General features: G+C 38.1%; 26 protein-coding genes. 11 read left to right on the top strand and 15 right to left on the bottom strand.

Translation table 11 applies throughout. The features are described 5' to 3' along the window. Positions 1–63: 63 nt before the first annotated feature. From AAH582_RS14770 to AAH582_RS14755, 5 genes are all read right to left on the bottom strand, one after another. A complete protein-coding gene (locus AAH582_RS14770; protein WP_343318322.1) occupies positions 64–1,281 on the bottom strand; it encodes a transglutaminase-like domain-containing protein in 1,218 nt (405 codons plus the stop codon). 628 nt (positions 1,282–1,909) lie between these two features. After that, on the bottom strand, positions 1,910–2,383 hold the full coding sequence (locus AAH582_RS14765) for an SRPBCC family protein (RefSeq protein WP_343318321.1): 474 nt from the start codon (positions 2,381–2,383) through the stop codon (positions 1,910–1,912). A 142-nt stretch (positions 2,384–2,525) separates the two neighbouring features. After that, entirely contained in the window at positions 2,526–2,828 is a 303-nt protein-coding gene (locus tag AAH582_RS24880) for a CHASE3 domain-containing protein (RefSeq protein ID WP_430459026.1), read from the bottom strand. Positions 2,829–3,074: 246 nt separating this feature from the next. After that, positions 3,075–3,392: a nuclear transport factor 2 family protein gene (locus AAH582_RS14760; protein WP_343318320.1), complete on the bottom strand. Its 318-nt coding sequence runs from the start codon at positions 3,390–3,392 to the stop codon at positions 3,075–3,077. Between the two features lie 23 nt (positions 3,393–3,415). Next, a complete protein-coding gene (locus AAH582_RS14755; RefSeq protein ID WP_343318318.1) occupies positions 3,416–4,207 on the bottom strand; it encodes an SDR family oxidoreductase in 792 nt (263 codons plus the stop codon). Between the two features lie 128 nt (positions 4,208–4,335). Between AAH582_RS14755 and AAH582_RS14750 the strand changes: the two genes are divergently transcribed. Further along, positions 4,336–4,695: a winged helix-turn-helix transcriptional regulator gene (locus AAH582_RS14750; protein ID WP_046672982.1), complete on the top strand. Its 360-nt coding sequence runs from the start codon at positions 4,336–4,338 to the stop codon at positions 4,693–4,695. A gap of 243 nt (positions 4,696–4,938) precedes the next feature. Here AAH582_RS14750 and AAH582_RS14745 read toward each other — a convergent pair whose 3' ends face one another. The 3 genes from AAH582_RS14745 to AAH582_RS14735 form a co-directional block, all read right to left on the bottom strand. Continuing rightward, entirely contained in the window at positions 4,939–5,328 is a 390-nt protein-coding gene (locus tag AAH582_RS14745) for a DUF5856 family protein (protein ID WP_046672983.1), read from the bottom strand. A 191-nt stretch (positions 5,329–5,519) separates the two neighbouring features. Next, positions 5,520–5,885, bottom strand: coding sequence for a response regulator (locus tag AAH582_RS14740; RefSeq protein WP_286753945.1), 366 nt, complete (start codon positions 5,883–5,885; stop codon positions 5,520–5,522). Beyond that, positions 5,875–7,404 (bottom strand): PAS domain-containing sensor histidine kinase, encoded by a 1,530-nt coding sequence (locus tag AAH582_RS14735; protein WP_343318310.1) that lies wholly within the window; start codon positions 7,402–7,404, stop codon positions 5,875–5,877. The genes AAH582_RS14740 and AAH582_RS14735 overlap by 11 nt, the downstream gene beginning before the upstream one ends. A gap of 343 nt (positions 7,405–7,747) precedes the next feature. On the opposite strand from AAH582_RS14735, the gene AAH582_RS14730 reads away from it, so the two are divergent. Continuing rightward, the gene (locus tag AAH582_RS14730) at positions 7,748–8,752 is read left to right on the top strand and encodes an alpha/beta hydrolase (RefSeq protein ID WP_343318308.1); all 1,005 of its coding nucleotides are present in this window, start codon (positions 7,748–7,750) and stop codon (positions 8,750–8,752) included. A 237-nt stretch (positions 8,753–8,989) separates the two neighbouring features. Here AAH582_RS14730 and AAH582_RS14725 read toward each other — a convergent pair whose 3' ends face one another. Together AAH582_RS14725 and AAH582_RS14720 are read right to left on the bottom strand one after the other, a co-directional pair. Further along, positions 8,990–9,598: a flavin reductase family protein gene (locus tag AAH582_RS14725; protein ID WP_343318306.1), complete on the bottom strand. Its 609-nt coding sequence runs from the start codon at positions 9,596–9,598 to the stop codon at positions 8,990–8,992. Positions 9,599–9,617: 19 nt separating this feature from the next. Then, a complete protein-coding gene (locus tag AAH582_RS14720; RefSeq protein ID WP_343318304.1) occupies positions 9,618–11,036 on the bottom strand; it encodes an SDR family oxidoreductase in 1,419 nt (472 codons plus the stop codon). A gap of 344 nt (positions 11,037–11,380) precedes the next feature. Here AAH582_RS14720 and AAH582_RS14715 point away from each other — a divergent pair, with 344 nt between their 5' ends. Both AAH582_RS14715 and AAH582_RS14710 read left to right on the top strand, forming a co-directional pair. After that, positions 11,381–11,641, top strand: a complete 261-nt coding sequence (locus AAH582_RS14715) for a hypothetical protein (RefSeq protein WP_046672988.1) — start codon at positions 11,381–11,383, stop codon at positions 11,639–11,641. 242 nt (positions 11,642–11,883) lie between these two features. Beyond that, positions 11,884–12,327 carry a hypothetical protein gene (locus AAH582_RS14710; protein WP_046672989.1) on the top strand — a complete coding sequence of 148 codons (444 nt, stop codon included), beginning with the start codon at positions 11,884–11,886 and terminating at the stop codon, positions 12,325–12,327. 190 nt (positions 12,328–12,517) lie between these two features. On the opposite strand, the gene AAH582_RS14705 is transcribed toward AAH582_RS14710, so the two are convergent. Next, a complete protein-coding gene (locus AAH582_RS14705; RefSeq protein WP_046672990.1) occupies positions 12,518–12,883 on the bottom strand; it encodes a hypothetical protein in 366 nt (121 codons plus the stop codon). 38 nt (positions 12,884–12,921) lie between these two features. After that, complete coding sequence (locus tag AAH582_RS14700) at positions 12,922–13,818, bottom strand: cyclase family protein (protein WP_343318301.1); 897 nt, start codon at positions 13,816–13,818, stop codon at positions 12,922–12,924. A 546-nt stretch (positions 13,819–14,364) separates the two neighbouring features. Here AAH582_RS14700 and AAH582_RS14695 point away from each other — a divergent pair. Together AAH582_RS14695 and AAH582_RS14690 are read left to right on the top strand one after the other, a co-directional pair. Beyond that, positions 14,365–14,817 carry an Hsp20/alpha crystallin family protein gene (locus AAH582_RS14695; RefSeq protein WP_046672992.1) on the top strand — a complete coding sequence of 151 codons (453 nt, stop codon included), beginning with the start codon at positions 14,365–14,367 and terminating at the stop codon, positions 14,815–14,817. A 276-nt stretch (positions 14,818–15,093) separates the two neighbouring features. After that, positions 15,094–16,122, top strand: a complete 1,029-nt coding sequence (locus AAH582_RS14690; protein WP_343318299.1) for an Atu2307/SP_0267 family LLM class monooxygenase — start codon at positions 15,094–15,096, stop codon at positions 16,120–16,122. Here AAH582_RS14690 and AAH582_RS14685 read toward each other — a convergent pair whose 3' ends face one another. Beyond that, positions 16,123–16,704: a Crp/Fnr family transcriptional regulator gene (locus AAH582_RS14685; protein WP_046672994.1), complete on the bottom strand. Its 582-nt coding sequence runs from the start codon at positions 16,702–16,704 to the stop codon at positions 16,123–16,125. A 309-nt stretch (positions 16,705–17,013) separates the two neighbouring features. On the opposite strand from AAH582_RS14685, the gene AAH582_RS14680 reads away from it, so the two are divergent. From AAH582_RS14680 to AAH582_RS14660, 5 genes are all read left to right on the top strand, one after another. Continuing rightward, positions 17,014–18,015: an alpha/beta hydrolase family protein gene (locus AAH582_RS14680; protein ID WP_053003568.1), complete on the top strand. Its 1,002-nt coding sequence runs from the start codon at positions 17,014–17,016 to the stop codon at positions 18,013–18,015. A 142-nt stretch (positions 18,016–18,157) separates the two neighbouring features. After that, a complete protein-coding gene (locus AAH582_RS14675) occupies positions 18,158–18,943 on the top strand; it encodes a hypothetical protein (protein ID WP_343318295.1) in 786 nt (261 codons plus the stop codon). A gap of 153 nt (positions 18,944–19,096) precedes the next feature. Further along, entirely contained in the window at positions 19,097–19,831 is a 735-nt protein-coding gene (locus AAH582_RS14670; protein WP_343318294.1) for a helix-turn-helix domain-containing protein, read from the top strand. Positions 19,832–19,904: 73 nt separating this feature from the next. Continuing rightward, positions 19,905–20,438 carry a dihydrofolate reductase family protein gene (locus AAH582_RS14665; RefSeq protein ID WP_343318292.1) on the top strand — a complete coding sequence of 178 codons (534 nt, stop codon included), beginning with the start codon at positions 19,905–19,907 and terminating at the stop codon, positions 20,436–20,438. A gap of 234 nt (positions 20,439–20,672) precedes the next feature. Further along, positions 20,673–21,479: a hypothetical protein gene (locus AAH582_RS14660; protein ID WP_343318290.1), complete on the top strand. Its 807-nt coding sequence runs from the start codon at positions 20,673–20,675 to the stop codon at positions 21,477–21,479. Positions 21,480–21,607: 128 nt separating this feature from the next. On the opposite strand, the gene AAH582_RS14655 is transcribed toward AAH582_RS14660, so the two are convergent. Together AAH582_RS14655 and AAH582_RS14650 are read right to left on the bottom strand one after the other, a co-directional pair. Continuing rightward, on the bottom strand, positions 21,608–22,159 hold the full coding sequence (locus AAH582_RS14655) for an antibiotic biosynthesis monooxygenase (protein WP_046672998.1): 552 nt from the start codon (positions 22,157–22,159) through the stop codon (positions 21,608–21,610). 269 nt (positions 22,160–22,428) lie between these two features. Continuing rightward, entirely contained in the window at positions 22,429–22,809 is a 381-nt protein-coding gene (locus AAH582_RS14650) for a hypothetical protein (RefSeq protein WP_343318289.1), read from the bottom strand. Between the last annotated feature and the right edge of the window lie 420 nt (positions 22,810–23,229).

Genomic DNA, 23,229 nt, shown 5'->3' with positions numbered 1-23,229 from the left:
AGTAAGCGAATTAGCGAATGCACAATTTGCAAAAATCGTTAATAAAGATGGGTATGTTGTTATTTATTGCGGAGATCTCCAGAAGTAGGTAGGATCACACGTAATCACGTTGTTTTTTAAATATTTGTTACTGCTTTTGTCAAACCCGCTAGGAACTAAAGAAATGTACTGCAGATCAGGGTCGGCAGGTCTATATCTACTTTCTGTGTTAAACTGGCTTTTATTCGTACATTGAATCCAGTATAAATTCTTTGCCATATAATAATCCAGGTACCAAAGTTTACTTACTTTGGACTCTGCGTTAAGCTTGAGCGATTGATTATTTTTTAAATGCTCCCTAACTTCTTCAATGCTCAGTAAATTGTTGTTGTCGTCCATCACAAATGTACCATGGGAAGGATCCATCCACAGCCATTTTTTTAGAGTTTCAGCATATACGCTATTGATCACATGGCAATCAGTATCTTTGTCGTCTTTTGGCATGCATGTAACATAGCGTGACTTAAATCCCATAGCGAGGTACATTTCATTTAACGTCATCGCTTTGTGCCGACAGTTGATACCTTTTCCCGTTGCCTTGTGGTAGTTGTAAAAATCAATTGCGTCAAATTCACATAACGCCCAATTGCTGCCGTCATATTTAATGTTATTTGCCACGAAAAACATGATATTACTGATTTTGGAAATTTCGTCGCCATTACCAGCTATCGAGTCCAGGTTGAAAAAATTTTTTACCGCTAATAAATTACGATCGCTCGCTATCTCATAGGTAAATATCGGCAAAGAGTCAATATCCGCTGAAACGTATCCTCCTGATTGCTGCAACAGAGTTAATTTATCGTATTGCTTCAGTTGGACCAATGCTTTTACAAATTTACTTTCCTTACGAATATTATCTAGATCATGATCATTTAAAGCATTACGATAGTCGGTATATCCCCACAAAATTGCCTTTTCAAAACTTGAAACAGCTTGTTTTTTTTGATTGAGTAATGATTGTAAACAAGCAAGGTTGTAGTTTATATTCGCATTAATTTCACTTATCGTAGTTTGATATTCCTGCTTTTCTTTTTCAGATAGCTGTAAGTTGTCCATTTTGGCCGCAATGGCATTTAATACTGTGGCTGCTTTTTGATAATCCTTTGCCGGGTAATAATTATTATATTCCTGTTCTAACTTCTTAAAGTCTGAGAGGAATTTATGCCATGTCGTCGAAGTTGTCTGCGCGATTACACAGGTGGTCAGCAGCATGAAAAGAAGAAGGTTAAATAATAGTTTCATTGGAGGTTTTAGTTAAGTAAATAGTTTTATTGTATCAATGTCAACTGTAATGTTTACGCTTGAAAATCTTTGTCCCACGATTTTATAAAATAGATTTTGCTTTAAGACAGCTATGCCATGTGAAATATTACATCTAGCTGGTGAAATATTATCTAAATACTTTTTAAATAGTTATTACTTAATTCGCCGTGATTGAAGATCGTCTTCAATCCATTCTGACTTTAAAGAAGGATGTGATCTTACGTTTGATTTAGGTGGTTCGTATCTACTTAATTCTCGAGGTGATGAAGTCGGGTTATTTGGCAATTATTCCAAACAGATATCCGATGATAAGGGAACAGAAAGAAGTTTTCTTTCTGACCAGAATTCGGGAATAGGGGGATTCGGATCGTATTAGTAGGTACCGCATAGAATCGGTGTAATGGCACGAGTAATGCAGAATTTCGTGACCGAAAATAGATTTGGTGGGATTGCTTTTCAAACAGGTGTAAATTTCCTGATACCAGCAAGATAACTCAAAGGACGCTCCAAAATGTGTGCGTGATTTTTGACAATAAAAAATTAAGCAAGTGAGCCTAGGTTTTGAAGGAAGGATTTGCGTCTGTTTATTCCAAGGAAATAACCCAGATTATTGGGTTATTTCTGTTGTGGCTTCATGCGAATTCAGGTAAGGAGTTCCTACACCTGTTTCAATATATGATTTTAAGCTTGCTGTAAATTGTCTCCAGCCATCCGAGCAGATCTGATAGCATTCAACATCGGGCTGTAATCCCATATGTGTCAGCTGTAGTTCAGTATCATTATTTTTTTTGATGATTTCCCAAATAATGGTTGTACCGATCCATTCTTTCTTGTTTTCTAGACTCGGAATATCTAACAGTGAGTCCTCTACGTACCATACGGCTTTTGTGTTAGGTTCGAGTTCCTGTACGCGAAATTGTTTAAATACCGATTCTCCAAAATGAATCGTAAATGATTCCCCTTGTTTGTTAGAAATGCCTTCAAACATTTCAGTCCACCATAGTGGAATATCATTGGTCAATGCACCAAATACTTTTTCTACAGGTGAATTCAGAGGTATTGTAATACGGTAATTTTCCATATCGACTGATTTATAATTTTTGTTGTGATAACCAAAATTAAGCTTTAGTATCCAACCCAAGCTTGACATAGGACAAGTATTACCAAATGTATTATAAGCATTTTGGTGGATGATAAATTATAGATGACGCGATAATATGAACTCATTTATATGCTAAGCACACCTTTTTTTCATAACTACTAAACACTAATATATTTTTTGAGTAGTTCAAGAAGGTCCGCTCGCCGTATCGGTTTTGGAGTTTATCTTTAAGATTAAATCTATCTCTATCAGCAATAAGCAGGGGATATTCCTTCCCGCTTTTATCCAACGGTTCAAGAAATTCTTCCTTGCCGGTAAGCTGATAACCCCGTTTGCCTGTTTCAGCATTTAACAGCGTGTTTAAAATATCCTTTATTAAACTGATAGATTCCTTCGTTTTTAGGAGGCTTTGCCTGCTTTCCATCTGCTTATGTATGCTAATATAAGCGGCTATAGAACCTGTAATCAGCAGTATTAAAGAGAGCATTACACCTATCTGAAGATTTCTAATAATTTTTTTGGCATAGGATGGTTGTTTACTGTTAAGATACTAAAAAAGTAAATAATTACCCCAGCTTACCTATTGAATACTTTACATAAGATTGAATACTTTGCATAAGAATCCAAAGGTGGGCAATGTTACTATCGGCGCCAATAGTATATTGCACTGTTAAGTTGTTATTTTCAGATATTTAATTCGATCATTAAACAATTGGAAATGATATTTCAAAACAACAGGACTACCAGGAAATGCACCTGCAGTCTCCACTGATAAAATACTTTCACCTTCATTAAAATCCAAGGGTGTCATTGTCGCCCCGTATTCTTTGTTAGCTTTGTCAATCCAGTTTTGAATTTCAATTTGTCCCTTGTGTTTTTTTCCCTCATCAACTACTTCTGCATCTTCAGTGAAACAATTCGCGTAAGCACCACTGTCAAATTTGTTTTGTGCTTTCAGGAGTTCGGAGATAATGTTTGGTAAATTCATGTTTTTAATTCTTTAGAAGATTATTAAATCGTTGGTACTGTTCCGCCATCAATAACATATTCTGTTCCCGTTAGATAACTGGCTCTCGGTGAAACCAGGAAGCCAACAAGTTCAGCTACCTCTGCAGGCTCTGCAGGTCTACCGAAAGGGATTCCTCCGAGTGCATCAATTACACCCTGCTGGGCTTCTTCTATCGTACTGTTCGAATTTCTTGCAATTTCGCCTAGCCAAGCTTCCGATGCTGTGGTATTGATCCAGCCGGGCGATACCGTCAGCACACGGGCGCCTTTAGGAGTAACTTCGTTCGATAAGCTTTTACTGTAGTTCCTCAATCCTGCTTTTGCCGCTGCGTAAGGTAACGTTGAATCATATAAGGGTAGTTTGCCTTGAATAGAAGCAATGTGAATGATCACACCGTTTTTGCGTTCAATCATCTGCGGTAAAAAGCCTCTGTCTAGACGGATCGGAGCCAAAAGGTTAGCTTGCAGTGTTGATTCCCAATCCTCATCGCTTAGCACAGCAAATCCTCCTGCAGGTGTAGACGATCCACCGAGATTGTTTACTAGGATGTCAAGTCTACCATACTTCGAAAGCACCTCGCTCACCACTTTTTGAGCGCCCTCTACTGTACTCAGGTCGGAAGCAATGAAATGCAGCTTGCTGTTTTCCACTTCTGGGACGTTTCTAGCAGTAATTACAACTGTTGCCCCAGCATGTAATAGTCTTTCCGCAATTGCTCTTCCAGTGCCTTTTGTACCCCCTGTTACCAAAGCAATCTTGTCTGATAATTCGTTGTTGAAATTAAATTGTTCCATTTTTATAAATTGTTTATAGGACAAAATTGAGGTATAAAAGCAGCTTGTGCAAGTACGGAATTACGATTCATATAGGGATAAATTTTTCCCCTATTGTACAAATCGGAACATACCTTTAATTTTGAAATATGTATGAGAGAAAAATAATTCCGAACCTGAACTGCGGTCTCGACTTGATAGGTGAAGTGCTTTATGGCAAATGGAAAATACGCTTGCTCTGGTTTATTGATCAGGGACATAAAAGACCGAGTGAATTGCAGCGTAAGATACCAGACGCCTCTAGACGGGTGCTGAATATCCAACTGAAAGAACTGGAAGATCATGAGCTTGTCATGAAGAAAATTTATCCTGTCGTTCCACCAAAAGTCGAATATTCACTCACAGATTTAGGGATGAGTTTAATCCCTATAATTTCTGCATTGGGACATTGGGGTGATCAAAACGAAGATAGATTGCGAACAATAATTTTAAAAAGAATTTCAGGATAATACCATAGTTGCTCTTATCGGCAATATATTTTAGTTTATCCAGAATTTCTCTTTTATTTTCTTAGCCTTTGCCAGAAGCTTAAGTCGGTAAAACATGAGGTAATCTCGACGTTGACGGTTAAAAAATAGCGTGCTATTTTTTATTACTGAAGGGTAGAGCAATTGACTATTCGACTCGATCTATAAAAAAACAGCCGAATATCGGTTCGGCCGTTACTCGGAAAAAGCTCCCGAACATGGGCATTACTCCAATCTTTTTAATCTGAACAATAACTGTTGAACAGCTTCTTGCGCATCATCAATAATGGATTGTGAGAAGTTTTCCTTAAAGAGTCCTTCTCGTTTGTTTTCAACCTGCTTATAAAAGTCTTCAATGTATTTGATGTAATTGGCCGGTTTTGACGTTTGGGGAATCACGATATCGAGTGTGCCTTCCAATGAAAAAGTGGTTTCCACCAGTCTATCTGTAATATCTATAAGAGACTCAATTGCCTGGTCTAACGAAATATGAGCCTCATAGCTCCCTTTTCCGGTTATCGACCAATGGGTCAGCTTCAATGCGTTCCTGAATGAAATCATTTCACCTAAAAAGTTCGCAATTTCCTGTTTTGAGTTCTGTTGTTTTTTTGCCATGATATTTTACTTTATTTAAGTCACATTTTTGATTATTATAACAACATCCTAGCGGTCAAAGTTTCTAATTTATTAGAAAAACCGCTAGTGATCAAGAAATCAAGGACATCCGGATGTTCGACTGTATAGTTTTGTGTGCCAACAGGGCCTACCCAACGAGGTCGGGCGAAATAAGGGATTGTACTATACTTTTAACTAGCCAATACGTCGTGAATACTGGATGTAATTTCATTTAAATCAAAAGGTTTCGCAATAAATCCGTTTGCGCCAAGTCCTTCGGCAACATCGCGACCATCTACACTGGCGGATAGTACAAGGATAGGTATATTTTTGATTTCGGGTGTATTGCGAATGATTTTAATCAGCTGGTCGCCCGAAAGCACGGGCATCCAAAGATCCAATAATAAAAGATCCGGTTGATATGCTATAAGCTGTTTGGTCAGATTTGTACTGTTTGTTTCGCTTAAGACCTGGTATCCCTCCAAATCCAGGAACAACTCCAGCATCTCGACAATGCCTTGGTCATCGTCGCAGATCATTATTTTTTTACTTTCCATCGCTTTCTGTCCTCATTATTGGTAATGTAAAATTAAAAGTAGAACCTTCTCCAGGTTCACTTTCCACCCACAGGGTTCCGTTATGATGCGTTATAATTTCGTGCGAGACATAAAGTCCAATACCCAATCCCGGAAATTTCTTTTGGGTATGGCCGGCCCGAAAGAAGCGCTCAAATATTTTTTGCTTGTCGACATCTGCTATCCCCATGCCATAGTCTCGTACAGAAACCTTAACAAAATTTGCAACCCGATGGATGGCAACGTCAATTCTATTTGAACCCGGCGAATATTTAATCGCATTGGATAACAGATTATTGATTACCTGAATAATTTGCAATTCATCGCCGCTAACTGTAGCCTCTGTGGAGCCCGAAAGGTTTATTTCGTAACCAGGCGCACCTACAGTCATATTGTCAATGGCTTCCCGAATTGTATGGTCTATGTTAAAAGGCTCCATGTGGAGTTCAATATTTCCAGACTGTATTTTTGAGGTATCTAATAGTTTAGTGATCAATATATTCAGTCGATCTATATAGGCAGATATTTTATCCAATGTACTCACAAATTTACTGTCTGAATGATCTATACTCAGTCGTTGCAGAATCTGTACAAGTCCCTTAATGGTCGTTAGGGGTGTTTTTAGTTCATGACTGGCGACAGACAAAAAATCGTCTTTACGTAGATCCTGTTCTTTTTTCTCGGTGATGTCTTCAATGGCGATCAGTATACGGTCTTTATATTGCCCTTCAAATTCAACGCGATAGGCATTTAATAGCATCACCTTGCGGCCAATATGCGGAAATACATGTTCTACTTCGTAGTCAATTACGGGATTGCTAGTTGGCAAAATATGCGTAAGAAGTTCCTTCAACGAGGAGATATTCCATTGCTTATTGCCCAGATCAAATAATAATTTTCCGACAGTTTCTTCTGAGGAGACGTGAAATGACGTTAAAAAATGTTTATTTGCACTCAGTACGGTATAGTTGCCATCGAGTACTAAAAGACTTTCGCGAACCGTTTCAATCATGCTCGAGAGGAAGCTTTCCTTATCTTGCAATTCTTTGGTCCGTTGCTGTATTTTGATCTCGACATTGTTTTTTTCCTCCCGGAGCTCATGTTCGGCTCTTTTACGCAAGGTAATATCATTTTGAACACCAATAAAGTGCGTGACCTGGCCGGCTTCATTCTTCACAGGCGAAATAAAAAGCTCATTCCAGAAGAGTGTTCCGTCTTTCCGGTAATTACGGATTTCGATCTTACATTCTTCACCATTTTTGATAGAATCCTTTAGGATATTGCGTTCAGGTTGAGAACGATCCTGCGCTTGCAAAAAGCGACAATTGTGACCGATAATTTCATCGTGTGAATAGCCACTGATGTTTTCAAAAGCCTTATTGCAATAGATAATCGGATTATCATCTTGTAAATTATCGGTGATAATAATGCCTGAATAAGCAGAATTTAACGCCTTAAGATATATATTTAAATCATTGATGCCTGACGCACGTTTTCCCATATAGTAATATATTCCAAATATCGTTGTCCAATTTAGTCTATAAAACGAAAACCAAGGTAAAAGAGCCTGTTTTTTTTGAAAAACACGTATAAATCCGCGTCATCAGCTCAGCTCGTATGTGGTGGTTTCAAGCCCTGCCATCAACTCCATAACCATAGACTTCTGTCGATTTTAAGCTTATTGAAGCCTGACTGGTCTTAATGCGAATTCCATAGCGAATCAGTTCGGTGATATTACTTTATTTTTTTCCATTACTTACAAATTTGTTAGTAACATACATTCAGCTGTGCATTCTAGTAAATGTATGTCTTCTATTTAATTTTGCTTGAAATTTTGATAGCGTATGAAAAAAATTCTCGGAATACACGTGATACCGGGAGTGATTTTCTATAAAAATATAAACGATAATAAAGAAATGAATACAATTGAATTGACTCCAGAAATAGTTAAAATAGTTGAAAACCTAAACAAGCTGCATGTGTTTGACGGCATAAATCCATTAGATATAAGCCGCAAAGGTTATGAGACAATGGCCATTCAGCTCAGTGGCAAAAAAGAAGCGGTGAAAATGATAGAGGAATTTAATATTCGTAGCAAGAATCAAGAAATTCCTGTGCGAATATACCGACCCAATGAAATTGTAAATGAAAAATCACCTGCTATCATTTATCTTCATGGCGGTTGGTTTATTTCTGGAAGTTTTGAGACGCACGATGCTATTGTCCGTCAATTGGCCAATGTTACAGGTTCTGCTATTGTTTTTGTCGATTATCGATTGGCGCCAGAGCATCCTTTTCCGGCTGGTTTCGATGATGCTCAATTAGCCACTGAATGGATCCTTAATAATTCGGACTCTTTAAACATCGATAAAAATAGGATCGGAATTATTGGCGACAGTGCCGGGGCAGCTTTAGCCGTAGGAGTTTCGACACGGCTTGGTCGGCAATTGAGGTTTCAGGTGTTGATTTATCCTGCGGCTGATAATCAATTAAATACGCAGTCATGGGACGAATATGAAAATGGTCCGATTATTAATAAAGAGGAAGGAATAAAAGCCTGGAATTGGTACTTAGCTGACCCAAAGGATCAACAGAACCCCATGGCAATTCCGCTATTGATTAAAGACTTCAAAAATACGCCTCCAACGTTGATTTTATTGGCTGAACACGATCCTTTGCGAGATGAGGGAAAACAATTGGCAGAGAATATGAAAACTTCGGAAATTCCAGTCCAAATTATGCATTACAAAAAGATGGTCCATGGCTTTATGCATATGGGAGCTGTTTTAAAAGAGACCAAAGAGGCCCTTTGGGACATCGCAGCATTCACAAAAGAAAACTCACAATAAAACTTCAGCCGATGGTATCATGATCACCGCATGGTTTTCGACGTACAATTATTTTACGGATTACCTCAATAAGGCAAAAGGAACGCATGAGAAAATGGCAAGCTACATGTTGGTTTTTTTGGTATTATCGATGTTTTGTTACTGAAATATAGGAAAAATGCTGAACATGAAGGTGACCGAAACACCTGCAGTTTTCCTTTCCGGAACATTGAAATTTCCAATCTTCCGGAAAGTTAATTAAGGTTTTGCATAAGGTAACCTTTCAATTCGACTTGTGGTATGATAGCTGTCAAGACCGCTAGAGGTTATTGTCCCGGCTTCTTCGATATCGATATAGCCATCGTCTTTTAAATATCTATTCGGCACGAAAGCTGTTTTAATCTGACCAATGACCAATGTCGTACCATTCAGTTCAATTGCTGTTTCTTGAACAAAATTACAGGCGAATTTTATTTTACTTTCCCGGACAAAAGGGACAGGAATTTTTTCCAGGTATTCAGGGGTCAGTCCGACCTTTTCAAATTCGCTTACTCCTTTTGGATATTTGGCGCTACATTGATGTGCCTGTTGTACAAAAACAGGGGAGACATGATTAATCGTATAATATTGCTGCTCCAGAATATTATCCAATGTGCTGCTAAACATTGTGGCTGGCCTAAGTATAATACCACAAAGTGCAGGATCTGCGCCCAAGTGGAATAAACTACTCAAGGTCGCTAAATTTTCACTTCCGTCGCTATTTTTTGTGCCGATCAGTACCAGGCTTTTAAACCCACCCAACGAGTTAATAAAATTAGCTCGGTATCTTCTTTCAAATGCAGCAATCGCGTTTTCATTATAAATCATAGGTTATGAATACTTATTTTTAAGTTTTAGCAATCCGATTAATCATTCCCTTAAATATGAAGCCGTGAAAAGGCCACACGGCATACCAATAGATCCTTCCAGCGATACCTAAGGGCCTAAAGGTCGCCGTCTGTATTAGGATATTATCCTCAATTTTAAATTCTAGCCAAGCTTCACCCGGGAGTTTCATCTCCGCATAAAGCAGTAATCTTTTCGTCTTCCTATCTGCGATTAGTACGCGCCAAAAATCAAGTGCATCACCCGCTGTTAGATCACTTTTGTTTTTTCGCCCCCGCCGCATGCCCACACCGCCGACCAATTGATCCATGAATCCACGGATTTTCCAGAGCCAATTGCCATAATACCAGCCAGAATTTCCGCCAATGGACCAGATTTTGGTCATTGATGCCTCACTATTTTGAAGCGGCGCCTTGCGGATATCCTTAAAACAACCATAACTGGGTACTTCCAGTAGGCTGGTAATTCCTCCGGATAAAATTTTACTGGTCTGTGCGTCTTTCCAGCTAGACACAATAGTGTTGCTTTCAATTTTTTGAAATGCTAATTGTATGGATGTGCGGTAATTGATCAACTTAATACCGAGTTCGTCTGCTAGATTATTTGGTTTACAGATCACTTCGACTTTCATGCTGTCAACCAGGTTTTTCGCCAGATTATAGGAAGTAGAAGTGACAAAATAGAGCCAGTAGGAGGACAGCCTTGGTGTCATCAGCGGGATAATATAGATTTGTCGTCTAAGTTTTCGTTCAGCGGCATATTGCAGCAGCATTTCTTTATAGCTAAGGATGTTTGGCCCGCCAATATCGTAGCTTTTGTTAAATGTATGCGGTTTAGCGATGACACCGATCATAAATTCGATCACATTGCGTATGGCGATCGGTTGACATTTTGTTTGCAACCATTTGGGTGTGATCATAATGGGAAGTTTTTCTACAAGATCCCGTATGATCTCGAACGATGCGCTTCCTGAGCCGACGATGATACCAGCTCGCAGGGTGGTGATTGGAACCCGTCCGCTGGCCAATATACTTTCGACGTTTCGTCTTGAGTCGAGGTGTTTCGACAAATGATCTGAATTAATTATTCCACTTAGATAGATGACCTGTTGTGCGTTGGTATTTTCAATAAAGTTTTTGAAATTAGTAGCGCATTGGGCTTCCATCTGCAGGAAATCACCCGATTGGGTAGCCATAGAATGGATCAGAAAATAAGCGATATCAATTTCAGGTGGAATATTTTTTAGACTTTCTTTCTCTAGAAAGTCAACTTCAATGACTTGAACATGGTCTAATATTTTCGATGTATCAAAACGATTCTTATCTCTCACACAGCAAGTAACTTCATGTCCCTGTTCCAACAACACAGGCAAAAGACGTTTTCCGATATACCCCGTTACGCCGGTTAAAAGTACTCTCATATCCTGAATTGTATAGTGTATTAATTTGTTTTTTGTGTATAAATGTACTAAAAATATATTTGGTTTACTTAATTTAGTGTAAATATATTCTAATTGGTCTAACAGCTAGGCCTACCCAATAGCCCCCGATCCGTTCTCGGATTTTTACATCATTTTCTTTCAGAAAATCGTTATTATGAATAGGCTAAGTTGTCATTTTTACAAAAAGGATCATCGCTTTTGGCACGATTATTTGTTGTAATTCGTTATAAGAAGTATAAAAATCTTAGTCTAATTTTATTCAATTAGTATATTTTTATTGTATTGTCATTACTATATTTTAAAAATTTTAGAAGGTTACATTTATGCAGGGCACAATTGACAGGACAAATGGAGAGGCACCTCGTTCTCAGATATTCCGTTTAACTTATAAAGGACAGGATTACCAATTGGTGCTGTTGAAAAAGACTTTATCAAAGCTCGATACAGAGTTGCCAATTTTGCTTGACGGAATAGATCAAAAATTAGTAAAAAGAGGAGAGTACTGGTTTTTTGAGAATAAACATTCGGATCAGCACTTTGCGACAGAAATTTGGCGTAATTTATCACTTCGATATCGTCTTTAATCTTTACGAGAGGACTGATTATTGTTTTACTAACAGTTCACGTACTTTTTTATGTTCTTGTCCCTATTTAAAGTTTTCGAGGTTATTTCTCTGCAGAGCATACCCGGAATGTTTGTATTGCTTTATACATTGTGACAAAAATTTCATCTGTGGATTTGATTAAACTATTTTAGGTTGCCCATTGTTCTCAAAATAACTGCACATAAACAGTACAAAAAGGTTGAACACGTAAAAAGCATAATATGAATGGATTTAATAAAAATATGTTGGGCGGATTGATCGGTGCGCTCGTACTCAATGTAGTCCATAGCGTTGCCAAGAGATTTGATTCCAAAGCACCCGCAGTAGATAAAGTAGGTGAAGAAGCGATGCAGAAAACAGTTCGCTTTGCTGGATTTAAACCACCAAAAGGAAATGCGTTAGTGGCGGCAACCTTTGGAGCAGATGTAGCTTCCAATACCATGTTGTATACTCTTATCGGCTACGGTGGGCAGAAAAATATGCTACTCAAAGGAGCACTGCTTGGAACAGTGGTTGGTCTAGCTACACTGACCATTCCGGAACAAGCCGGTCTGGATGCCACGCCATTAAAAAAGACTGACCATACCAAGTTAATGACTGTTGCCTGGTATGTGATCGGAGGAATCGCCGCTGGTCTGGCTATGAAAGCTATGAGGAAGAGTTAGGAAATATCGGTGTTTCATATTTTGAAATAATGAAAAAGGTTGGAAACCATTAAATATGTGTCGATCGGAAAAAAGCGATTATCGCTTGAAGAGCCGACAAGCCGGAGTCATGTCGCCTAAATCCTTAATTAAGAAGAGATTCGTAACAGAAGGTAATCGCTTCGCCAGCTGCAGCCTTTTATCCTAAGAGCTATGGTGCTGTCAACAAACATAGATTTTCCATCACAATCGTCCAGTACTTTTTAGTTACTTCACGCTGACCGTCATTTTTTAAATTATCAACATGAACTGAAATTGTGGTTTTATCCTTATTTTTAGAGGGAATAAATCTGACCTGTAAATGCGCACTTTCTTCGAAATCTTTATGCTTCCATTTAGTTCGGATATGCGAGTATTCTTTAAAAGTCGAAAAGTTCTGATCAACTCCCTTAGCCCAGCAGCCTAATCCCTTGTCTGAGAAAAAGGCTTCCCAAAGTGTTTCCACATTCTCTGGCACAGTCCTTCTGATTCCAAACTGCCAACCGGCATCTTTTGTTAGTCCAATGTTATTTACCATGTTTAGTTTTCTTAGTAAAACGTAGTTTACATTCGAACTTAAATATTTTTTTCAATCGAAGCAAAAGCTCTTACCGGAAATGTCCCGACACCTTTAAATTTTGGTGGGGCGGCGGTGAAGGAAAAACCCTCAGATGGTAATTTATATAAATTACAGAGATGTTCAACAATCAAAATCCCTGCTTCCAGTAGCTCTGTATGAACTGGTCTTGTTCTGCCAGCCGTGTCATCTATATTATGGGAATCAATACCTACAAGTTTGACGTTACAATCCCGAAGATACCTTGCCGCCTCCTGAGTAAGATAAGGATGATCCTGATAATATAGCTCTGTATTCCAATGAACATCCCAGCCAGTCTGTATTAGCACTGCCTTATTTCTGATTTCTCTGTTTTTAAGATGATGTTCCGTGATTTTCAAAGTATCGGTAAATGGTATGTGAATCTTTACGGCATCAATCTGCGCAAAATCCTTCAATGCTGTTTGTGCCGTATCGTTGCCATCAGCAAATCTATGAAAAGGACAATCAATATACGTTCCAGTGTTGGTAACCATCTCAATCTTTCCAATGTGAAAGGTAGTACCGCCGTCATAATTTTGCTTTGACTGTTCTCTAGACAGGAAATCGCAAATATGTGGTGCTGGCAGACCTTTGTAAGTTATCAGACCATCTTCGATTGTGTGACTAAGGTCAATTAACAATTTTTCTGCAACACCATCATCAATTGGTTTACGTTTGTGATGTTCAATCAGGATTTCCTTATTTAGAATATTCACCTTACCAACCATAAGTAGCCTCATATCTTGGACGATATATTCTGCCAGGGCACTATCGCTAATATCGTCGCCGATTATATCCAGCCTGAAATCCTCACCTTTGATATTGCCCCCATTTGTAAAGTATACCTCGAAATCAAATTTTACTCTTTTTTGCATAAGATATTTTTTATTGTTAAGGTGACAAAAATGTAGAATTCTAAATATTGTTTACTTGACTAAATAAAAGCTCGCTATTATTCATGGCAAAAAGACATTCAATGTTTTGGATCAATTGATTTAAAGGGTTATTTTTCAAGCGATATACATTTTAAATTTTGACCGTACTTTGAGGTCAATCAGCAAACAATTAGATCTATAAAAGTAGTGAATAATATCATACTATTTTATTCAACTGCCCAGGGTTTATCATTCGACTATTTTTGAAAAACTTTCTTGTCCTGCTGTTCCATTTCCTTAGGCAAAGTCAATTGGAGAAGATGGTTTTTAATTTTCTGTCCTTTATACTTGAACTTTGATTTTAATGCCTGATTATTTTCGAAATAGCTCCAGTCCGATTTAAGCTTAAAATCTGAAAATTTGACAGCCTGTATGAAAAAAATTCAGATTTTGGCAAATGGCATTCTCTTTGATTTGGGTCTTATACAGCTGGCCAGCTGGAGTGTTATTAAATTGATTGTTAAACTTATTTAAAAGGAGATTACAATGAATAATCTAGTGAGGAGAAACGGAAACAGCAATTTAGGCTTTTCCAGCATCTTTGATGATTTTTTCGGTCGTGAACTTTTTAACTGGGGCAATAACAATTATTCATCCACCAGTACGACCGTACCTTCCGTAAATATTAAGGAAACTGGAGACGCCTATGAGGTGCAGGTTGCAGCACCTGGCATGGACAAAAATGATTTTCAGATCAGGCTCGATGGTAACCTGCTTACGATCTCATCCATGAAGGAAGATAACAGAGAAACTAAAGAAGATAACTTTACCAGACGGGAATTTAGTTATCAATCTTTTCAGCGAAGTTTCGAGCTTCCAAAAGATGTTGTGGATCAAGATAACATTAATGCAAAGTATGAAAACGGACTGCTCATGTTGACCATTCCTAAAAAAGAAGACGCAAAGCAGAAACCTCCTAAAATGATTGCGATATCATAAGTGACGATAGTGAAAATGGCTACCCTCCGTAGCCATTTTTTTTGAATTAAGGTCATATTATACTTAACGTTATACTATCCTCAGCTTTTTTAAAACCATCATTTACATCTTAAATTTCATAATTTAGTATCGGCTGCAAATTGCAGTTCCGTTAACTGCCAATCTAAAATGAAAAAAACATTTTTTTTGATGTAGATCATCGTTTTAAGCCGTCGGAAAAATTGAAATTTAATTAGCTTTTCAATAAGGGAAATCTATCAGATTAAATCAATAATTATGGAAATAGGAATAGATAGTTTTATAGCAACCGGAGCATATAATGGGGGATTGAGCTCAGCGGAAAATATGACAGCCATGGAAACGCTGTTGTCGAAGATAGCGTTTGCAGATCAGGCAGGATTGCATGTCTTCGGGCTCGGGGAACATCATAGAAAAGAATTTTTGGATGAATCACCGGCAGTCGTACTTGCGGCGGCGGCCGCCAGGACTCGGCAGATTCGTCTAACGAGCGCGGTCACTGTACTGAGTGCCGCAGATCCTGTAAGGGTATTTCAGGAATATGCAACATTGGATATCATTTCTAAAGGGCGGGCTGAAATTGTAGCTGGAAGAGGGTCGTTTATCGATGCTTTTCCATTATTTGGGTTCAACACGCAGGACTATGACGTACTTTTCGAGGAGAAAATCAAATTGCTTTTAGAAATACGTGATCACGAAACAGTAACCTGGAAGGGAAGATTCCGGGCAGAGCTGAAACAGCAGGCAATATATCCTAGGCCGGTGCAGGAGCAGCTTCCTGTCTGGATAGGAGTAGGAGGCACGCCACAATCATTTATTCGTGCCGGAATACTGGGGCTCCCATTAATGGTAGCCGTCATCGGGGGTGAAACCCATCGCTTTCGGCCTTTGATAGATTTATATTACGAAGCGGGAGAAAAGGCCGGACACCCTCGGGAGAAGCTTAAAGTAGGGCTACATTCACTCGGTTTTGTAGCAGATACAACTTCAAAGGCTAAAGATCTTTACTTTCCGGGATATCAGGAAATGATGGGTAAAATTGGAAAGGAGAGAGGCTGGTCGACACCCACACGGGAAATGTTTGAGGCCCAAGCCAAACCGACAGGTGCCTATGTTATTGGCAACCCCGAAGAAGTTGCAGAAAAGATATTGCGGCATAGTGAGGCTTTGGGTGGGATCTCAAGATTTACATTTCAGATGGATAACCCAGGACTGAGTAGGGAAGATATGTTTAGAGCCATTGAATTAATCGGAACAAAGGTAATTCCCCTGGTAAATCAATCCTAATTATTTTTTGACTGCCCGGGACCTGATTCTGCTCAGCGTTTCTTTGGTGATCCCTAGATAAGATGCAATCAATTGCTGTGGAAAGCGCTGTGTAAATTCAGGATAGCTATCAATAAGCATATTATAACGTTCTTCAGCCGTCATACTTAGGGCAGCATTGATTCTTTTTTGGCTTGCATAAGAATAATTTTCATCCAATCGGCGTGTAAGTTCATTCATGATTGGAAGGGAAAATACCTCCGCTGCGGCTTTTTTCGTCAAGACAAGCAAATCAGTGTCTACACAAGCTTCAATATTGAAGGCGGAGGCTGTGATTTTTGCAAAACTTTCCCGATCACCGACCCACCAGCCTTCAATATAAAGGCTCATGATGTGTTCGGCACCTTTTGCATCTATACTGTATTTTTTCATAGCTCCTTTGACAAGAAATCCCATGTGATTACTTATTTCACCTTCTTTCAAAAATGCCTGACGCTTTTTTATTTTACGGTGAACAAAATTATTTTTTAGGATCCCAATTTCATCTAAGTTTAGGGGCCTGGAAACCTTCGAATTGATATAGTTGATTAAAGTATCGTACATGAGTCGTTGTTTTACCTGGCACAAAAGTAAATATACCAACTTTTATTTTTTTATGTATTTTTAGTTTGGATGTTTTATTCGTCAGCTAAATTGGATGTTTAACCCATTCGTATTGAAAATAAACCACCCAAGGCTAGCAGCTTCGTCTATACCTGAGCTGCTATTTAAAATATAGCATTGCGGAGAAAACTATTTTATGGTTAAATATAACCATTGATCTAATAAACTTACCGTTCGTAAATTTGTCTATTGATAGGTGGTTTGTCTCTATTTTCAATTGATAATAGCCTAAGTTTAGTCGTATCGAATATGAATATCCCATTTAGTTTTGTTTTGTTGAGTCTATTTTTAATGATTTATCATACACCGGTCAAAAACGTTGGTGAACGTAAAATTGCGTATACTGATTCTATTCGAGGGCGTCCTTTAAGTGTGCAGCTCTGGTATCCGACAGAGGACAGCAATGTTAAGGATACAGAACGGCCATTTATTTTACCGCCTACAGCAAAAGACGCAGCATTTATACAAAATAAACATCCATTGATCGTGTTGTCTCATGGTACTGGAGGCGATCGATTTAGCTTATCTTGGCTGGCGATTGAATTGGCGAAAAACGGATATCTTGTTGTTGCTCCAGATCATTGGGGCAACACGCTCGATAATAAAATTCCTGAGAACTTTGTACGCTATTGGGATAGACCGCTAGATATTCGTTTCTTGATTTCATCATTACTTGACGATACACGGTTTAATAGCTATATAGACAGCAATAGGATTGCCGGCATAGGGTTTTCACTGGGGGGGTATACTACTTTGGCGCTTGCCGGGGTCAAACTGGATTGCGATATGCTCAAGAAAAACGCTTCGTTAGCCGAAAACCGAAAGCAATTTGTCGTTCCTGAGTTAGGTGACCTCCGGGAATTAATGCAAAGAATATCCTGCGAACGGGTGCCCGCAGATTTAAGAGATAGTCGCGTTAAAGCCAGTATAGCCTTGTCTCCAGCCCTTGGGCTTGGCCTTCGAAAAGCGAAGCAAACGAATACATCACCAGCTTTGATCATTGGCGCGGCAGAAGATTCGATAGCTCCTCTTAAAACGAACGCACTACAGTACAATAATGTCCTTAAAAATTCAAAATACAGTGTACTTCAAGGTAAAATAGGACATTACATTTTCTTGAATGAAGGGAAGCTTCAATTGGTTAAAGATGAGCCTACTTATTATCGCGACCATAATGCCACGGACAGAAAATCAATACATCGACAATTGGTAGCGGAAATACTCGCTTTTCTTTCGGAGCATTTAAAATAACTATCAGTGAACATAGCTCGCAAATGCAATTCGCTAGCGACGTTCAAGGAGCTTAATGCAGTATGATATTCTTTTGGTGCAGAGATTGCTAAAATAGAACAATGCTTAATTAACTGGGAGAATTACCAATTCTTAAAAGAGTATGATGATACAACAAGCATTTGCTTATAAAGCAAAGGAAATTTTAGAACCAGATGACAATGTGATTGGTTTGGCAATTGCGGGGTCCTGGCTAACAAATGAAATTGATGACTTTTCAGATCTTGATCTAATTTTGGTAACGAGACAACGAATTTCTAACGACAGAAATCTTATGTTGGACTACGCGAAAAGACTAGGGAATTTTTTGTCGGGTTTTACCGGAGAGCACGTTGGAGAACCGAGATTATTAATTTGTCTTTATGCCGATCCTCTTTTGCATGTTGATATAAAATTTTTAACAATTGAAGAATTTAAAGTCCGTATTGAAAATCCAACACTGCTAATCGATAAAGACAAACAACTGGAAACAATACTTTCTCAGACCGTTGAAAAATTTCCTTACCCAGATTATCAATGGATTGAAGATCGTTTTTGGATCTGGGTGCATTACGCGTTGTTAAAAATAGGACGGGGAGAATACTTTGAAGCATACGACTTTATGGCGTTTTTACGAATGGTTGTTTTAGGCCCATTGTTGCATATCAAAAATGACAATTTACCCCGGGGTGTTAGAAAAGTCGAACAGGATTTGCTCCCCGATGATCTCGAAAAATTAAAACTCACCCTTCCAACGTATGATAGAAAATCTTTATTAAGCAGTTTGAGGAATGGCATATTGCTCTATAGACAATTGAGGCGAGATCTTTTTGACGATGCCGTTACTTTGCATAATGAAACGGACAAAAAAGTAATGTCGTATTTCGAAGAAATCGAAAGCCGGAGATAAATTAAAACGGGATGATATTCAAATTTGGAGTTTTTCGCGTGATAAAATGTACTTCTGCGGTACTACTTTTCAAGAATGCGCCTCCGAAAATACATGAGTGAATTCTGATCATAACTTCGTATTTTACCGTAGTAAACTGAGCCCATAAGACTAATGGAATACAAGAAAGTGAAACCTTATAAAGAATTAGAATCCTATATTCATTTTTATTGGGAACTGAAAGGAAACGAATATGAAAAAGGGTGGGAGCGTGTTTTTCCCGATGGTTGTGCTGGGATCCTATTGAATTTAGGGAATAAATGTTTGACTGATAATGGTTGTTTTTTGATGGATTCTGGGAAAACCTATGTAGTAGGTGCTATGACTGCTTTCAAAGACAGCCTTATTGATAACGATACGCATCTCATTGGCCTTTGCTTAAAGCCTGCGACTTTTGCTAATTTTTACCGTTATGCTTCTCAAAATGAATTAACAAACAATACCGTCGAACTTGAAAAGTCCATCGCCTTTTGTGTTGATAAAGTGCATGAAGATTCATTCAATTATTTCGATCGTTTTTATTCCGAAAGGCTAAAAACCAAAACAAATCAGTTACACACTGTGATTAACGATATACATTTATCCAAGGGAAGAATTAGCGTTTTTGATCTGGCAAAAAGAAATTGCACAACGGTGAGACAGCTGGAACGCAATTTCAAAAAGCTTATCGGACTATCACCAAAAGAATATTCAAACATTATCCGTTTTCAGCATGCATTGTCCTTAATCAGAAATTCGAAACAAAGCCGCAGTTTTATGGATATCGCTTTTGAATGTGGCTACTACGATCATTCACATCTCAGTCTTGAAATCAGACGAAATACAGGACTTCTACCTTCGTCACTTTAATTTTGTCGCATTTTTACAAAATGTCGATGATACCGTAGATGTAAATTTGCTTAAACTTTAGAACTTTAATCATATGCGAAAAATTTCACTTTTCATTGCAATGAGCCTGGATGGATATATTGCAAAGCCCAACGACGACTTAAGCTTTTTGAAATTAGTAGAAAAAGATGGAGAAGACTATGGCTACGCTGAATTTGCGTCCCGGATTGATACCATAATTGTTGGCAGAAAAACTTACGACTATGTTGTTCGCGAAATCGGATCATCGCACTACGACAATGGCCAGCGAGATATTTATGTCATTACAAAAACCGAAAGGCCACAAGTAGGTAGGACGATTTTTTACACAGGGGACTTAGCCGAATTGGCAGCATACCTAAAATCAGGGGACGGTAAAAATATTTATTGTGATGGTGGCGCGGAAGTAATCAATGAGTTATTGAAATACGGCTTAATAGACGATTTTTTCATTTCGGTTATTCCGGTTCTGTTAGGTAATGGAACAAGGCTTTTTAGAGATGGAAGACCTGAGCAAGCCCTAGAATTTATCACAGCAAAAGCATTTGATACTGGATTGATACAGCTGCATTACAAGTGTAAAAAGTAAAAACAGCGCGTGCAACTGTGACATGTTACTTTAGCGGGCCTGGTATTTCCACTTCTTGGTTCTGGTTGCGCAAAAATTTACCATTGTACTGCGAATCATAATTTTCTGCTCACGGATTTTAAATAGAGGACCATGGATATTGTCCAATACCTTATTTTTATTTTTGAATAATAGAGAACTGCAATGGCATAAACTATAAATGTTATTGCTTTGCTTAAGTCTGAACTAAGTCTTATGAAATCAATTGGGAAATTTCTTCAATGGTCGGTGGCTGCAGCATTCATCTTTGTCATCATTTTTTGGGGCAATAATTACCGTTATTTTATTTATGCGCTGGTATGCTCTGCTTTACTTTATTTCCTCTTGCAAAAAATGATCCTTCGCAAATTAGGTAACGGAGATGCCCGGGAGGAAGTCCGCTATGATGTGAATGGAAAACGCATAACGATGCAAGGCGGCAAGCGCATGGTGTTTGCGGTGCTATTGGTAGCAGTTTATATTTTAATAATTTCCGTTTTTTCTGTAAGTCCATCTTTGGAGCGGAAAGAGTTTGTGCTGACGCACCCGAGCTGGGTTGCAACAGCACCCGCTATCCTAAACTTCGAGTCTAAAATACACAGAGGAAAGACAAAATACGCGTATTTAAATATCGAATACCGATATACTGCCAATGGACAACAGGTCTTGCGGAAATTAGACAAGGCGGAAAAGCACTATGCATTTTTACCGGTTATGAGCCAGCGACGTTTTGAAGGAATGCGGACTGAACTGTTGGACAGAGCAAAGAGAAGAATAGCTGATAAGGAATACATATTGTTTTATAATCCACAAAATATTGAACAGCAAACGTTTTTTCTTGCAGACGATTCCTTTTATCTGCAAGGATCTTGGCTATACGATATATTATTTGTCTATTTATTATTATTCTTATTCATTGTAATTATTGTGTTTCTGTTTAGAAAAGACTATAATAATAGGATGAAAAAATCTAATTCGACCATTCATTATTATCGTCGTACAGATTATTATGAAAACAGATAAATTTTTTTTGCGGCTTCATAAAGCCTGAATTTTCCCTTACTATTAAATACCACAAAGAAATTGTTTTATGAGTGCAAAATTTGCAAAGCTAGGTGTCGTTTTCTCTGACAAATTTTCTCTCATTTAAGTTACCGATAAAGCCATTTTTTTATCCATTTTGTATAGTTTGGCATAATGACATAGACCATTAATGCAACAACAGCACAAGATATAAACAGTGAATCAAGCAACCGGATGGGAGGGAATCCCAGCCTTTTTAATATTGGAAGTAAAATTAACGGAATTACTATTGACAAAGGATAAATAGCCGACCATGTTACCAAAAACTGCTTCCAGCGCACCGGAGGCTTCATTGTGCTATTTTCCGAAGTAAATAAAAAATCAAGTCCCGTGTTAATGTAATAATTATCATCTTTTGCCAAAAGGGGGCGGATTTTTTCAATCAATTGTTTTCTATCGTCGGATTGCATCCAGTGTTTCAAATTACTTATCGTATCAAAACGAATGATAACGGTATAGAGGTACGTTAACCCCTGAATCGGACGAATGATCTGCCAGTCGATAAGCCCTCTGGCATTTCTGCAGAGCGGTCCTATCTCATTCAGCCATTGCTCATAGTCGTGATCCCTTCCCTCTCTGATATGGTGAGAAATTACTACTGTTGCTCCATTAGTTTCCATAAACCTAGCGTTAAAATGAATGATTTGAAAATAAAAAATTGTGTTATTTAAATATATTATAATCTGCGTTTATAATGCGTAAAAAAAAACAAAAATATTCCTATTAACGGGTTGCCTGACGGAGTTGCAAGAGGCTCGCTCCGGTTATTGCTTACTTACATCCCTGGCAGGTACATGGAGTGATCTCCTTCGATAAGGCAACGATCAGTACATGAATTGCTAATGATGGAAATTCAAAGTCCTCTTCCATGAAATTGTTTTTACAAAAATCAGAAATCCTGCCATCTATTAGATGGTTTGAAGGGAACTCTATTTGGCTTTATTTTTTTCCAGTCCCGATACGCGAAATGTCTGCTAACCGTTAAATAATAGCGCCAACGCCAAAAACACAGCGGGTTAATTCTGTAAAGCCTAAATATTTCCATATTGATCATTTCTGGTTTGGTATCATGGATAAATCCATACATTGTCCACTTGCTCATCCAAGGGGCATAAGTATCTATGTATTCAATGCTGGTAAACGCAGCGTTTGCATTAGCATATCGAAAATGGTCACCATCAATGGCCTTTAATATTTCTGTCCCTATAATTGGTGTATTGGGTATAACCAAAATACATAGTATAATTCCTTTAATAAATTTTCCTTTCATATCTTTTATTGACAATTTGTGCTAGCTATCGGAACTACACGACCTAAACGCTACATTACTTTAGTAGTATCTGGTGTTTTCTTCTTTAGATTATTTTCGATAATACTGAGGCCATATAGTCAAAATGCCCACCATTGACTACATAGTTTTTCGGCCGTCAAAAACAAAATATATAAATTGAGTTTCCGTAAATTTTCGTTAACATTTTGTTGTTGATAAATGAGTGTTGCTGTATTTTATCTGTCTAATGAACCATTGGACCTAAATTAGGCCTATTAAAACTTAAATCTTTTGACAAAGGGCAAAAAATCGCAGTAAATTTTAGATGGCATCGCAATTATAAATTCGGAAAATCTTGCTTCGAAAGCATTACTTGAGAAGTTTGATTTTGAACTTTATTTTAGCGGACTGGAAGAAAGT

Origin of the sequence: Sphingobacterium multivorum, assembly GCF_039511225.1 — a bacterium.
In the GTDB taxonomy this organism is placed as follows: Bacteria; Bacteroidota; Bacteroidia; order Sphingobacteriales; family Sphingobacteriaceae; genus Sphingobacterium.
This window is presented reverse-complemented; position numbering and strand designations above follow the sequence as displayed.

Excerpts from the sequence above, each read along its gene's own strand:
- AAH582_RS14770 (WP_343318322.1), bottom strand. The coding sequence starts at position 1,281 with ATGAAACTATTATTTAACCTTCTTCTTTTCATGCTGCTGACCACCTGT.
- AAH582_RS14765 (WP_343318321.1), bottom strand. The coding sequence starts at position 2,383 with ATGGAAAATTACCGTATTACAATACCTCTGAATTCACCTGTAGAAAAA.
- AAH582_RS24880 (WP_430459026.1), bottom strand. The coding sequence starts at position 2,828 with ATGGAAAGCAGGCAAAGCCTCCTAAAAACGAAGGAATCTATCAGTTTA.
- AAH582_RS14760 (WP_343318320.1), bottom strand. The coding sequence starts at position 3,392 with ATGAATTTACCAAACATTATCTCCGAACTCCTGAAAGCACAAAACAAA.
- AAH582_RS14755 (WP_343318318.1), bottom strand. The coding sequence starts at position 4,207 with ATGGAACAATTTAATTTCAACAACGAATTATCAGACAAGATTGCTTTG.
- AAH582_RS14750 (WP_046672982.1), top strand. The coding sequence starts at position 4,336 with ATGTATGAGAGAAAAATAATTCCGAACCTGAACTGCGGTCTCGACTTG.
- AAH582_RS14745 (WP_046672983.1), bottom strand. The coding sequence starts at position 5,328 with ATGGCAAAAAAACAACAGAACTCAAAACAGGAAATTGCGAACTTTTTA.
- AAH582_RS14740 (WP_286753945.1), bottom strand. The coding sequence starts at position 5,885 with ATGGAAAGTAAAAAAATAATGATCTGCGACGATGACCAAGGCATTGTC.
- AAH582_RS14735 (WP_343318310.1), bottom strand. The coding sequence starts at position 7,404 with ATGGGAAAACGTGCGTCAGGCATCAATGATTTAAATATATATCTTAAG.
- AAH582_RS14730 (WP_343318308.1), top strand. The coding sequence starts at position 7,748 with ATGAAAAAAATTCTCGGAATACACGTGATACCGGGAGTGATTTTCTAT.
- AAH582_RS14725 (WP_343318306.1), bottom strand. The coding sequence starts at position 9,598 with ATGATTTATAATGAAAACGCGATTGCTGCATTTGAAAGAAGATACCGA.
- AAH582_RS14720 (WP_343318304.1), bottom strand. The coding sequence starts at position 11,036 with ATGAGAGTACTTTTAACCGGCGTAACGGGGTATATCGGAAAACGTCTT.
- AAH582_RS14715 (WP_046672988.1), top strand. The coding sequence starts at position 11,381 with ATGCAGGGCACAATTGACAGGACAAATGGAGAGGCACCTCGTTCTCAG.
- AAH582_RS14710 (WP_046672989.1), top strand. The coding sequence starts at position 11,884 with ATGAATGGATTTAATAAAAATATGTTGGGCGGATTGATCGGTGCGCTC.
- AAH582_RS14705 (WP_046672990.1), bottom strand. The coding sequence starts at position 12,883 with ATGGTAAATAACATTGGACTAACAAAAGATGCCGGTTGGCAGTTTGGA.
- AAH582_RS14700 (WP_343318301.1), bottom strand. The coding sequence starts at position 13,818 with ATGCAAAAAAGAGTAAAATTTGATTTCGAGGTATACTTTACAAATGGG.
- AAH582_RS14695 (WP_046672992.1), top strand. The coding sequence starts at position 14,365 with ATGAATAATCTAGTGAGGAGAAACGGAAACAGCAATTTAGGCTTTTCC.
- AAH582_RS14690 (WP_343318299.1), top strand. The coding sequence starts at position 15,094 with ATGGAAATAGGAATAGATAGTTTTATAGCAACCGGAGCATATAATGGG.
- AAH582_RS14685 (WP_046672994.1), bottom strand. The coding sequence starts at position 16,704 with ATGTACGATACTTTAATCAACTATATCAATTCGAAGGTTTCCAGGCCC.
- AAH582_RS14680 (WP_053003568.1), top strand. The coding sequence starts at position 17,014 with ATGAATATCCCATTTAGTTTTGTTTTGTTGAGTCTATTTTTAATGATT.
- AAH582_RS14675 (WP_343318295.1), top strand. The coding sequence starts at position 18,158 with ATGATGATACAACAAGCATTTGCTTATAAAGCAAAGGAAATTTTAGAA.
- AAH582_RS14670 (WP_343318294.1), top strand. The coding sequence starts at position 19,097 with ATGGAATACAAGAAAGTGAAACCTTATAAAGAATTAGAATCCTATATT.
- AAH582_RS14665 (WP_343318292.1), top strand. The coding sequence starts at position 19,905 with ATGCGAAAAATTTCACTTTTCATTGCAATGAGCCTGGATGGATATATT.
- AAH582_RS14660 (WP_343318290.1), top strand. The coding sequence starts at position 20,673 with ATGAAATCAATTGGGAAATTTCTTCAATGGTCGGTGGCTGCAGCATTC.
- AAH582_RS14655 (WP_046672998.1), bottom strand. The coding sequence starts at position 22,159 with ATGGAAACTAATGGAGCAACAGTAGTAATTTCTCACCATATCAGAGAG.
- AAH582_RS14650 (WP_343318289.1), bottom strand. The coding sequence starts at position 22,809 with ATGAAAGGAAAATTTATTAAAGGAATTATACTATGTATTTTGGTTATA.